The organism is Sorangium aterium (genome assembly GCF_028368935.1).
GTDB lineage: Bacteria > Myxococcota_A > Polyangia > Polyangiales > Polyangiaceae > Sorangium > Sorangium atrum.
This window is the reverse complement of record NZ_JAQNDK010000006.1, coordinates 1,060,177-1,072,799: the sequence shown is the minus strand read 5'-3', so window position 1 is coordinate 1,072,799 and position 12,623 is coordinate 1,060,177. Positions and strand designations below refer to the sequence as shown.

5 protein-coding genes are annotated in these 12,623 nt (G+C 76.8%); 3 read left to right on the top strand and 2 right to left on the bottom strand.

Annotated features, from left to right (window positions below):
- A partial coding sequence (locus POL72_RS47930; RefSeq protein WP_272103853.1) for a tetratricopeptide repeat protein occupies positions 1 to 9,428 on the top strand: 9,428 nt, incomplete at its 5' end.
- Between the two features lie 350 nt (positions 9,429 to 9,778).
- Positions 9,779 to 10,117, top strand: a complete 339-nt coding sequence (locus POL72_RS47925) for an HU family DNA-binding protein (protein WP_012239209.1) — start codon at positions 9,779 to 9,781, stop codon at positions 10,115 to 10,117.
- Between the two features lie 202 nt (positions 10,118 to 10,319).
- On the opposite strand, the gene POL72_RS47920 is transcribed toward POL72_RS47925, so the two are convergent.
- Both POL72_RS47920 and POL72_RS47915 read right to left on the bottom strand, forming a co-directional pair.
- The gene (locus POL72_RS47920; RefSeq protein WP_272095543.1) at positions 10,320 to 10,922 is read right to left on the bottom strand and encodes a hypothetical protein; all 603 of its coding nucleotides are present in this window, start codon (positions 10,920 to 10,922) and stop codon (positions 10,320 to 10,322) included.
- 221 nt (positions 10,923 to 11,143) lie between these two features.
- Positions 11,144 to 11,425 carry a hypothetical protein gene (locus POL72_RS47915; protein ID WP_272095542.1) on the bottom strand — a complete coding sequence of 94 codons (282 nt, stop codon included), beginning with the start codon at positions 11,423 to 11,425 and terminating at the stop codon, positions 11,144 to 11,146.
- A 272-nt stretch (positions 11,426 to 11,697) separates the two neighbouring features.
- Between POL72_RS47915 and POL72_RS47910 the strand changes: the two genes are divergently transcribed.
- Positions 11,698 to 12,540 carry a hypothetical protein gene (locus POL72_RS47910; protein WP_272103851.1) on the top strand — a complete coding sequence of 281 codons (843 nt, stop codon included), beginning with the start codon at positions 11,698 to 11,700 and terminating at the stop codon, positions 12,538 to 12,540.
- Positions 12,541 to 12,623 lie beyond the last annotated feature (83 nt).

The following is a 12,623-nucleotide window of genomic DNA, read 5'->3' as shown; positions in this document are numbered from 1 at the left end:
ACCGCGCGGCCATCAAGGACGACCCGGGCGACGACGCGGCGTACGAGGCGCTGCTCGAGACGTACGCGGCGGGCGGCGCGTGGGGCGCGCTCTACGGCGCGCTGGCCGAGCGGCTCCCGGGCGTGGCGCCCGACGCGCGCGTCGCGCACGAGCTGCGCATGGCGGACGCTGCGGCGAGGGGCGGGGAGGTCCCGAGCGCTGTCGCGCACTACCGCGCGATCCTCGCGAGCGGCGCGGCGATCGAGGGCGCCGCGCTCTCCGCGATGGAGGCGCTCGCGCTGTCCGCCGGCGACGCGGCGCTGCTCCGCGAGGTGCTCGAGCGGCGCGTCGCCGCCGCGGGCGATCCGCAGGACGAGGCGCTCTGGCTGGAGCGCCTCGGCGAGCTCGCGGCGTTCGGCATCCGCGCGCCCGACGCGCCCGACGCGCCCGATACCCGGGCGGCGCAGGCCGCTCCGGGCGACCTCGACGCCTCGGTGACGGCCTGGCAGCGCGCCGCCGGGCTCGCGGAGGGGCCGCTCGCGGATCCGGAGCGGGCGCAGAAGCTCTACGAGCGCGTGCTCTCCGTCGCGCCGAAGCACCGCGACGCCGCCGCTCGCCTCGCGGCGCTCTACCGCGGTCAGGGAGCCTGGGCACGGCTCGCGGCCGTCTGCGAGGTCCTGATCGAGACGGCGGCGTCCGACGACGAGGCGCTCGCAGCGCTCGCCGCGCTCGAGGACGCGGCGATCCGGGCGCGCGCGACGTCGCGCTTCGTCGACGCCGCGCTCGATCTCCGTGATCGCATGAGGGCCGAGGGGGAGGGGAGCGCGCCCGCCGGCAAGGCGGCGGCGCGGGTCCGGGCGATCGAGGCGGCGCTCGCGCGCGTGCTCGCCGCCGATCCCGAGCGGCAGGACGACGCCGCGTCCGTCTACCGGCGCCTGCTCTCGCCGCAGGACGACGGCGACGCCGCGCCGGGCGCGCTCGACGCCGCCGCGCTCGAGGCGTTCCGCGCGTTCCTCGCGCAGAGCCCCGACACGCTCGCGCGCCGCGTGGACCGGCGCTGGCTCTTCACGCTCCTCGTGGAGCGCGGGCGCGAGGGCGAGCGCCCGCGGGCGCTCTCCGCGTGGGCCGCGTGGGAAGAGGAGATCGGCAACCGCGCGGCGGCCGCGGCGCTCTACGCCCGGCTGCTCGAGGCGGATCCCGAGAACGACGACGCGCTGGCGGCGCGGGGGCGCCTCCTCGCCGAGGTGGGCGATCACGAGGGCGCGGCGGAGGTGCTCGCGGTGCGCCGCGACCGGAGCCAGGGCGGCGCGCGGGTCGCGCTCGACGTCGAGCTCGCGACGCTCCTCTTCGATCGGCTGGATCGGCCGGCGGACGCGCTCGACGCGGTCGCGCCCGCGATCGAGGCCGGGACGATCGAGCCCGCGGTGCTCGAGATCGTGCAGCGCGCGCTCGGGCGCCCCGAGACGCAGGCGCGTGCGGCGCTCCTCCTCGAGCGCGCGTGCGACGCGGTCGACGACCCCGAGGCGCGCGTGGCGCTGCTGGAGGCGCTCCTCGCGAGCTCGCCGGCGGACGCCGCGCCGGGCGCCGCGCTCGACGCGGGCAGCCTCGCGGCCGCGCAGCGCGCCGCCGTCCGCCGCGGCTGGTTCGAGCGCCTGCTCGAGCACCACGACCACGACGCGCCGCGCGGCCTCGACGTCGCCCTGCGCGCGGTCTCCGAGCTGCCGGGCGAGCTCGACCTCTGGGATCGGCTCGAGGAGCTCGGCCGCAGGGCGAAGCAGCCCGAGCGCGTCGCGGCCGCGCACGCCGCGGCGCTCGACGCGGGCGCCGCGCTCCCGCCCGACATCGTCGAGGAGATCGGCCGGCGGGCCGTCGAGCACCACGAGGAGTGGTTCGACGCGCCGGAGGCCGCCCTCGCGCTGCTCCGCCGGCTCGTCGAGCTCGTGCCTGGCTCGCTCTGGGGCTTCGAGCGGCTGAAGCTCGCCTACAACGCGGCCGAGCGCTGGGAGGACCTGTTCGCGCTCTACGACGCGATGCTCGAGCGCACCTCGGCGGCCGACGAGCGCGTCTTCCTCCTGGAGGACGCCGCGGCCGTCGCGCGCGACCTCGCCGGCGACGGCGAGCGCACGATGCGCTACCTCGAGCAGCTCCTCCCGCTCCAGGACGACGCGCGCACCCGCGCCGCGCTCGAGCGGCTCTACGAGCGGCACGGCAGGCACCGCCCGCTCATCGATCTCCTGTCGGCCGAGCTGCCGAGGCTCTCCGGCGACGCCGCGGATCGGCTCCGCGAGCGCGTCGCGCTCCTCTGGATCGAGGGGGTCGGCGACGCCGCGTCGGCGCTCCCCGTGGTCGAGGAGCTCCTCGACGCGCCCCCGGAGCCGCGCGCCGTCCGCGCGGCGCCGCGCTCCGTCGGCGCCTTCGCGCTGCTCGAGCGGATCCTCGGGGCGCTGCCGCCTGAGCAGGCGCCCGCCGGCGAGGCCGGCGCGCTCGATACCCGCGCGGCGAGGCAGCGGTCGGCCGCGCTGCTCGCGAAGCACTACCGCGAGGAGAAGAGGCCAACGGACCTCGTGCGCGTGCTCGAGATCCAGCTCGAGGGCGCCGACGTCGGCGATCGCCCGGCGCTGCTGCGCGAGATCGTGCGGCTCCGCCGCGACGCCCTCGGCGACGAGCCGGGCGCGTTCGCGCGGCTCGCCGAGCTCGTCGAGCTCAGGCCGTCGGAGGCCGGCGATCGCGCGGAGCTCGCCGAGCTCGCCGAGCGCCTCGGCCGGCACGACCGCCTCGCCGAGGTCCTCGCCGCGGCCGAGCCGCGCGCCGGCGACGCGCGGCAGGCGCTCTCGCTCGTGCGCGACGCCGCGCTCCTGCGCCGCGACCGGCTCGGCGACGCCGACGGGGCGATCGCGCTCTTCCGCCGGCTCTTCTCGCTCGCCGAGGCGAGCGGCGACGCGGAGGCCGCGCGGGACGCCGCCCGCGCGCTCGATCGGCTCTTCGCGGAGGGCGACCGCGTCGCCGAGCGGTGCGACGTGCTCGACACGCTCGCCGCGATCGAGACGGACCCGGCGGCGCGGCGCGAGGCCCTCGGGGAGCTCGCGCGGCTCGCCTCCTCGCGGCTCGGCGACGAGGCGCGGGCGATCGCGGCGTACTCGGCGCGCCTCGTCGACGACCGCCAGGATCTCGCGGCGCTCGACGGCCTGGCGGCGCTCCTCGAGGAGGGCGGGAGGTACCGCGAGCTCGCGGCCGTGCTGGAGCGCCGCGCGGCCGTGCGCGGCGGCGCGGGCGGCCGGCGCGATCTCGGGCGCGTCGCGCGGCTCTTCGAGCGCGAGCTCGGCGACGCCGACGAGGCCATCGCCACCTGGCGCCGCATCCGCGAGGAGCTCGCGCCCGACCCGGAGAGCGGGGACGCGCTGGCCGCGCTCTACACGCGCGCGGAGCGCTGGGGCGACCTCGTCGCGCTGCTCGAGGTCGAGGCGTCCGCGGCCGGCGCGCTCCCCGGCGGGGCGGGCGCGGCGCGCAGCGTGGAGCTCTTCCAGCGCCTCGGCGACACGCACCGCGATCGCACGCTCGCGTGGGAGCTCGCGGTGAAGGGCTACCGCCGCGCGCACGAGGCCGAGCGGGACGCGCGCCGCGCGGGCGGCGAGGGCGGCGGCGGTGCGGCCGACGGCGTGGGCGAGCGCGCCGCGCGCCCGCCCGCGCCGCGCGCGGGGCTCGAGGAGCTGCTCCGCCGCATCGACCCGGCGTCGGCCGAGCACCGCGGCGCGCTGGTCGCCGCCGTCGGCGCGTTGCTCGAGATCTGCGCCGACGCGGACGACTGGCGCGGCCAGATCGCGCTGCTCGAACCGCGGCTCGCCGCGGCCGGGACGGACGCCGAGCGGGTCGCCATCCTGAAGGCCTCCGCGGCGCTCCTCGAGGAGCGAGGCGACGACCGGGAGGGCGCCTTCGATCTCGCCTTCCGCGCGTTCCTCCTGTCGCCCGGCGCCGAGCCGCCCGAGGGCCTCCTGCGGCTCACGGACCTCGCGGGCCGCTGGCACACGATCGCCGACGCGCTGCCCGAGCTCGAGCGCCGCGGCGACGTCCCTGCCGCCACGCTCCGCGACCTCACGGCCCGCGTGGGCCGCTGGCACCGCGACGCGCGCGCCGACGAGGACGCCGCCGAGCGCGCCTTCGAGCGCGCGCTCCTCCACGACCCGGCGAACCGCGCGATCCTGCTCGATCTCGCGGAGCTCCTGCGGCGGCGGCGCGGGCCATCGCTCGTCCCGACGCTGCTCCGGCTCGCCGCGGCGACCGGGCACGATCTCGCCCTCTACCGCGAGGCCGTGGAGGCGGCGCGCGACGCGGGCGACGCTGTGCGGGCCCGCGAGATCGCGGCGGAGCTCCTCGAGATCGCCGTGCAGCGCCTCGGCGACGAGGCGGGGCAGCCCCCTGGGCCCGGCGCGTGGCCGGCCTCGCGCGCCGCCCTCTGGGCGATCGACGCGCTCGTCGGCATGCTCGCGGGCGCGGGCGACGGGCCGCAGATCGTCGCGCTGTGCCGGCGCGGCGCCGCGCTCCCGTTCGCGCCGAGCGAGCGGCGCCGGCTGCTGCGCGTCGCGGCCGAGGCGGCGGAGCCCGGCGAGGCGATCGCCCTCTACGGCGGGCTGTTCGCGGACGATCCGACGGACGAGCCGATCGGCGAGAGCCTCGCCGCGCTGCTCCGTGCGGCCGGTCGTCGCGAGGAGCTCGTGCGCCTGCGCGAGTTGCAGATCGAGGTCTCTGGTGATCTCGAGCGCCGCGTCGCCCTCCGCTACGACGCCGCGGAGCTCCTCGCGGACGCCACGCGCGCGTCCGAGGCGATCGCGCTGCTCCGCCTGAACCTCGCCGAGAGCCCGGGGCACGGCCCGTCGGTCGACAGGCTCGCCTCGCTCCTCGAGGCGGGCGGGCTGCACCGCGAGCTCATGCTGCTCCGCGAGGAGCAGGCGGCCGCGCGCGGGTCGGCGGACGCCGGCGGGGCGGCCGCCGAGCTCTGGCTCCAGGCGGCGTCCCTCGCCGAGCACGAGCTCAACGAGCCCGAGCGCGCGATCGCGAGCTACCGCCGCGCCGCGGACATCGGGTCCGTCGAGGCGCTCGACGCGCTCGCCCGGCTGCTCGCGCGCCGCGGTGAGCACGCGGCCGCCGCCGAGGCGCTCGAGCGGCTCTGCGCCGGCGCAGGGCCCGAGGAGCTGCACCAGGCGGCGCTCCGCCTCGCGGACGCGTACCTCGCCGCCGGCGAGCCCGATCGCGCCCGCGCCGCCCTCGAGCGAGCGCTGCCCCGCGCCGCGCAGCCCGCGCCGCTGCGCGAGCGGCTCGCATACCTCTACCGCGCGTCGGGCGCGTGGAGCGCCCTGGCCGCGCTCATCGCGGGCGACGCCGCGCGCGCCGACGAGGCGCCGGCCCGGCTCTCGCTCCTCCGCGAGGCCGCGGACCTCTACCTCACGCGCGGCGGCTCGCCCGCCGCCGCGATCCCGCTGTTCGACGAGGCCATCGCGCTCGCGCCGGACGACCTCTCGCTGCGCCTCGCGCGGAGCCGCGCCCTCTCCGCCGCCGGCCGGACCGACGACGCGACCGCGGCCCTGCGCGGGATCATCGCCGACTTCGGCGCCCGCCGCCCCAAGGAGCGCGCGCTCGTCCACTACGAGCTCGCCCGGGTCGCGCTCGCCACGGGCGATCGCGCCCGCGCGATGGCGGAGTTCGACCTCGCGCTGCGCGTCGACCCCGCGCACCCCGACGCGCTCCACGGCCTCGCCGGCCTCGCCCTCGAGGACGGCCAGCTCGAGCGCGCGCACCGCGCCTACCGCGCGCTGCTGCTCGTCGCGCGCCGGCCCCGCGACGAGGGCGAGGGGCTCGTCGGCGCGCGGCGCAGCACGATGCCGCCGACGCGCTCCAGCGTGGGCCTCCCGTCGGCCACCTCGTTCAGCCGGGCCGAGGTCCTGCTCGCGCTCGGGGAGATCGCGCGCCGGCAGGGGGCGCCCGACCGCGAGGCGGAGTACGTCGAGTCCGCCTTCGAGGCGGCGCGCGAGAGCGACGCCGAGCACGAGAAGCTCCTCGCCGCGCTGCGCTCCCGCGGGCGCCACGACCTGCTCGCGCGCGCCCTCGAGGCGCGGCTCGCCGGCCCTGCGCTCGAGCCCACCGAGGACGCCGCCGCGGCGCTCGGCGAGCTCGCGTCGCTCTACGAAGGCCCGCTCGATCGCCCGGAGCTCGCGCTCTCGGCCCGCTTGCGCGTCCTCGATCTCACGCCGGGCGCGGGCGCCGCGCACGACGCCGCCCTCGATCTCGCGCGCCGCTCGGGCCAGGCGCAGCGGTACGTCGACGTCGTCGAGCGGCTCGTCGCCCGGGCGGCCTCCGAGCCGTACGAGGTCGCGCTCCTGCTCCGCTTCGGCCGCGCCCTCGAGCTCTCGCCGGCCGATCAGGAGCGCGCCGCGGCCGTCTACCGCCGCGCGGAGGCGAAGATCGCGGCCGGCGCGCCCTTCCACGACCGCGCGGGCCGCGACGCCGGCGCCGACATCGAGCAGCTGTGGCGCTCGCTGGAGGCCATCTACGAGCGCCTCGGCGACCGCGCCGCGCAGGCGGACGTCCTCCGCAAGCGCATCGGCCTCGCCGACGCGCCGGCCGCCCCCGCGGGCGGCGCGGATCGCGCCGGGCCGCGGTACCGCCTGGCCGCGCTGCTCGCGGCGGACGCGGCGGACGTCGATCAGGCGATCTCGCTCCTCGAAGAGGCGCTCGAGCTCCACGCCGATCCGGACCGGGCCGAGGCGATCCTGCGCGACGCGCTCCGCACCGATCCGAGGAACCCGCGGGCGATCCGCCTCTTCGAGCGCCTCGCCCGGCAGAGCGGGCGGCCGCGCGCACTCGTGGACGCGCTGCTGCTCCTCGCCGAGGTCGAGGGCCCCGGGGTCCTCGAGGAGGCCGTCCGCACCGCGCGCGCGCTCGGCGATCGCGAGCTGGCCGAGTCGATCCTGCAGCGCATCGTCGGCTCGGGCGCGCGGTCTTCGTCCGATTCGTCGGATCCGTCCGGCTCCGCGTGGGCGCTCGTCGCGCTGGCGGAGCTCCGCGAGGAGGCCGGCGATCTCGCGGCCGCCGCGTGGCTCTCCGAGCGCGCCGCGCGCGCCTCGGCGCCCGAGGAGGAGCGCGCGCTGCTCCTGCACGCCGCGGAGCTGGCCGCCGGCCCGCTCGCCGACCTCGTCCGCGCGGCGCGCCTCTACGAGGAGCTCCGCGCCCGCGAGCCCGCCGAGCGCGAGATCTGGACGCCCCTCGCCGGCGTGTACCGGCGGAGCGGCGACGCCGCGCGCCTCTCCGCGCTGCTCGAGGAGACGGCGCCCCTCGTCGACGATCTCTCCGAGCGCTGCGCGCTGCGCCTCGAGCGCGCGCGCCTCCTCGCGCAGGGGTCGCCGGAGAAGGCGGCGGCCCTGCTCCGCGACATCCTCGACGAGGATCCGACCCAGGTGGAGGCCGCCATCCTCCTCGCCACGATGCTCGAGGAGGCCGGCCGCACCGACGAGCTCGGCGAGCTCTTCGCGCTGCAGCTCGACGCCGCCAAGGATCGCGCGGACGTCGCCTCGATCGCGTCGCTCTCGATGCGCCTCGGCGCCCTCCTCGAGCAGCGCGGCGACGATCGCGGCGCGCGTGACGTCTACCTCGGGGCCGCGGACTGGGACGGCGCGAACCGCGACGTGCTCCGCGCGCTCGTGCGCCTCAGCCGGAAGCGCGACAACGCGGACGACCTCACCGACGCGCTCGAGAAGCTCCTGCGCACCGAGCAGGGCGGCGAGGCGGCCCAGCTCGCCCTGGAGCTCTCCGAGCTGCACGGCGCGCGCGGCGACGACGCCGCGGCGGAGGCCGCCCTCAAGGCCGGGTACGCCGTCTGCCCCACGAACGACCGGCTCCGCGAGGAGCTCGCGTCGCGCTACGCGGCCCGCGAGGCCTGGCACGCCCTCGCCGAGCTCCACGTGCTCACGGCGCACGTCGCCGACGCCGACGAGGCGCGCGTCGAGTCGCTCTGCCGCGCCGCCGAGATCCTCCGCGATCGCGCGGGCGACGCCGCGGCGGCGGCCGAGCTCCTCGAGCGCGCCCTCCGCGTCGCGCCCGGGGATCGCGACGTCTTGATCGCGCTCATCGACGCGTGCGGCGCGGTCTCCGACCACGCCCGCGCGGCCCGCGCGCTCACGGCGACGCTCGAGGCGAGCCCGGACGACCCGTGGCTCCACCGCGCGCGGGCCGAGGTCCACGGCGCGCTCGGCCAGGGCGATCGCGCCCTCGCCGATCTCGAGCGCGCCTACGCGCTCGGCGGCGCCGAGTACGCCGCCGAGCTCGTCGCCGAGCTCGAGCGGGCGCTCGCGCGCGCGGCGGCGCGGTCCGCCGAGGCCGAGGCCGCGGGCGCGCCCAGCGAGGCCGCGGCGGAGGGGGCGGGCGCCGCCTCGCCGCGCGCGCTCCGGCTGCGCCTCGCCGAGATCCTCGCGCGCTCGGGCGACGTCGAGCGCGCGCGCGCCCACCTCGGCGATCTGCTCCACGCCGACTCCAAGGACCGCGCTGCGCTCAAGGCGCTCGCCGGCCTCGAGGAGTCCGCCGCGCGGTGGGACGCCGCGAGCGCCGTCTACCGCAGGCTCATCGCGCTCGAGGAGGGCGACGCCCTCGTCGCGACGGCGCTCCTCCTGGCCGGCGCGTGCGCGCGCGCGGGCCACCTGGGCGACGCCCGCGGCGGGCTCGAGCGCGCGCTCCGCGCCGCGCCGGGCAACGCCGAGATCCGCGACCGCCTGCGCGCGCTCTACGCCGAGATCGGCGCGAACCGCGAGCTCGCCGCCATCACGCTCGAGGACGCCGCCGCGGCCTCCGACGTGGCCGGCCGCTTCACGCTCCTCGTCGCCTCCGGCCGCCTGCTGCTCGACGTCGGCGACGCCGCGCAGGCGGCCGCGGCGCTCCGGGAGGCGCGCTCCCTGCGCCCGGAAGATAACGAGGTCGCCCTGCTGCTCGTCGACGCGCTGATCGCCGCGGGCGACTCGAGGGAGGCGCGCGCGGTCACCGCCGAGCTCATCGTGGCTGCCAAGGGGCGCCGCTCGCGGCACCTCGGCGCCGTCTACCACCGCGTCGCGCGCATCGAGGACGCCGAGGGGAATCTGCACGAGTCGCTCACGGCGCTCACGAGGGCGCTCGAAAACGATCCTCAGAACGGCGAGCTCGCCATGGAGCTCGGCGAGAGCGCGCTCGGGCTGGGGGAAGAGGACATCGCCGCGCGCGCTTACCGCGCGGTCACCCTGATGAAGATTTCCCCCGAGCCCGGCGAGGGAGGCACGACGCCCGCCGCGCGGGCGCTCGCCTATTACCACCTCGGGGCGATGGCGCTCGCGGCCGGTGACCGCCGGAAAGCGCGCTTGATGCTCGACAAGTCCGTCTCGGAGGACGGCTCGCTCGAGGCAGCCCGGGCGCTCCTCGACGAGCTGCGCGCCGGCTGAGGGCTTGTCCCGCGCGTCTCCGCGGGTATGCCCAGGTCGCGGCGGCCGCCTGCGCGGCCGCCCCAGGCGGCGCGCGCATGACGTGGAGCGTGCAAAACCGCGCCACTCCAGGCGTTTTTTGACGCTCTCCGGCCCGCGATGGCGCCGCGCCGCCGCCCTTCCCGGCGGCTGGTTCCCCCTCTGGCGCACCGCTCCGGCGCGGTCTTTCAGGGGTCCGCGCGATGCCCCGTCTCAGAAATCGCTATTTCTCCCCGCATTTTTGTCTTTTTTTGTCCTGTGTCGTGTGTAAGGTTCACTGAGGCTGTGCGCGGCGAGGTGTCGCGCGCGAGCTCATGTCCGAGGAGAGTGCCATGGCAAGTAAGAAGACGGCCGGGGGCGGCGCGAAGAAGACGTTGAGCAAGAGCGGCCTGATCCAGGCCATCACCGAAGCTGCCGGTGATGAGCTGAGCCGCAAGCAGGTGAAGAACGTTCTCGAGTCCCTCATCACGATCGGTCATCGCGAGCTCAAGAAGTCGGGCGTGTTCACGCTGCCCGGCTTCGCGAAGTTCCGGGTGGTCAAGCGCCCTGCGACGAAGGCGCGCCAGGGGATCAACCCGTTTACCAAGCAGCCGATGACCTTTGCCGCGAAGCCGGCGAGCAAGTCGGTCCGCGCTCGGCCGATCAAGGCCATCAAGGACGCGCTCCTGTAGTCTTACGGGATCTCCCAGCGGAGCGCAGGGCGGCCACGGCGACGTGGCCGTTCTTGCTCCATGGCCTCGGCGCACCATCGCCGGGGCGGCGGAAGGGCGTCCAGCGCGCAGCGGGGCGGCCCGCGTCGCGTGCCGGCAACGCGCGCCGCCGCCGGGGGGCCGGGCGGATTGATGCCGCCGCCGCCCCCGCGGCGAGGTCAGCTCACTTCTTGCGGCTGTAGGCCTGCGCCGCCACCGGTCCCGAGCCGGTGCGCGCCTTGACAACCAGCTTGGCCGTCGCCGCGATGGGGAACGGCCATTGGTAGCAGCTCTGCTTGGCTCCGATGGCGGCTGTCGGGCCGGTGTCCGAGTCGACGGCGAGCACCGGTTTCAGGTTGAACGCAGCGAGCCCTGGCTGCCCTCCGGCGTTCAGATCGAGCTCCAGCTGGATGTCCACCTCGGTGACGGTGGGGAGCGCCTGCGCCAGGAACGTATAGCAATAGCCGGGCTGGAGCATGAAGGTCTGCCCCGAGGCCGTCTGTCCCTCGGGCACCACGCTGCAGACGGGCGCCCCTTCCGGCTGCATCTTCGGCGCCTCGCCGGCGGCGCGGCCCTGGAACATGGTGGTCATCGCGAGCGACTGGACTCCATCGCAGGGTGCCACCGTGGGCGCCGCGACCGGGGGCAGGCCGGCGTCCGGGGGCGGCACGGACGCTGTCGGCTGCGGGGGCGGCGGCGTCCCCGCGTCCGGGGCGTCGTCCGCGAACTCCGACTCCTTGCTGCTGCCGCCGCAGCCCAGCGCTGCCGCCCAGAGAGCCAGGAGCACTGCTGAACCCAACGACCTACCCGTCACCGTCATCTGCGGCCTCCTCGCGCACAGCCCTGCCGCACGCCGCGGACCCCTCGTTGGGACAGCTGTGCTCGCGGCGCTCATACACCCGCCAGAGGGCGGGGGCTATGTGCGAGGCGTCTTGCGCGGCTGCGCCGGCGGCGCAAGCCCGCAGGCAAGCCGGCGCGGGCGTTCGCCCCCTCGCGCCGCCGCGCCGCTCAGCCGCCGGGCTCGCCCACGAACTCCCGCAGGATGCACATGCGCGCAATGAGCAGCGCCTCGGGTCGGATCGCCTGATCGAGGTACGCGGCCGAGTTCGCCTCCACCAGCGACTCGCGCAGCATCCCCTGCTCCAGGAACGTGACCGCGCGTCCGAGGTGCAGCCGCGCCCTGTCGGCCGCGATCCCCATGCCGGCGCTCGCCAGCATCTCTCGTTCCAGGAACCACTGAGCAAACTCTCCGGGACGATCGAGCTTCGCTCGGGAGCCGTGGTCGGTCATGCCGTAGGCTACCTCACTTTTTGGCCCCGGCCAGCCGCGCCTGGCCGCAATAACCCGGGAAATCATGGCAGAAACAGCATCAATCCGTCGGATGGGCGCGATGAAAGCGAGGGCGTGCCACGTCCAAAGCGACATCCGGCGGACGGACCTGGAGCTCGGTTGAGCGGGCTTCGGGGGGCGCGCCGGGGAGCTCCCCGCGAGCCACCCGTTGCGTCGCGAGCCCGTCAGTGAGATTGAACGCGGCGTTCTGCCGGAAATTCGAGGAGGTTCTTTTGCTCCGTACGATTGGCGTCCTGCCCGCCCTGGTCCTCACCGTCGCCCTCGCTGCTGGTTGTCAACAGCGGGAGGCGTCCACGCCGCCGAGCTACGCGAACCAGCCCCCGCCCGGCTACTACCAGCAGCCCGGGTATCAGCAGCCCGGGTATCAGCAGCCCGGGTACCAGCAGCCTGGATATCAGCAGCCCGGGTACCAGCAGCCGGGGTATCAGCAGCCCGGGTACCAGCAGCCGGGGTATCAGCAGCCCGGGTACCAGCAGCCCGCCCCGACGCAGCCTGCCCCCACGCAGCCCGCCCCGACGCAGCCTGCCCCGACGACGACGCAGCCCGCTCCGACGGCGCAGCCTGGCGGCTTTCCCTGGCCGTTCCCGATCCCTGGCCAGCAGACCGGCGGGCAGCAGCCGGCCCCGAGCGGCGGGAGCAGCTCCGGCAGCGCGTCGGCGATCGATCCCAACCTCGCCTCCGCCGCGACGATCCCGCTGAACAACCTCGCTGCGACCGAGGCGCCCGGCATGACGAAGGAGGGAGGGCCGATCGCGGGGCAGTTCAGCGCCGGACAGACCCTCGAGCAGCAGATCCAGCTGATGCCCGGCAAGTGCTACACGATCGTCGGCGTCGGCGCGGGGATCACCGAGCTCGACATCAGCCTCGTCGCGCTGACCCCGATCCCGATGGGCTCCTCGGTGCTGGCGCAGGACAACTCGAGCGGCTCGAACGCCGTGCTCGGCGGTCGAGGCAACTGCTACCGCTGGTCGCTCCCCGTCGGCATCAACGCCAAGTACATCGTGAAGGCCACCGCCGGTTCGGGCGTCGCCGCCGCGCAGCTCTACGTGAAGTGACGCTGGCAGGGCGCCGAGGACGCCGGGAGATCGCTCTCCGTGGCGTCCTCGGGATCGGCCACAAAAACGCCGAGGACGCCAGG

Excerpts from the sequence above, each read along its gene's own strand:
- POL72_RS47925 (WP_012239209.1), top strand. The coding sequence starts at position 9,779 with ATGGCAAGTAAGAAGACGGCCGGGGGCGGCGCGAAGAAGACGTTGAGC.
- POL72_RS47915 (WP_272095542.1), bottom strand. The coding sequence starts at position 11,425 with ATGACCGACCACGGCTCCCGAGCGAAGCTCGATCGTCCCGGAGAGTTT.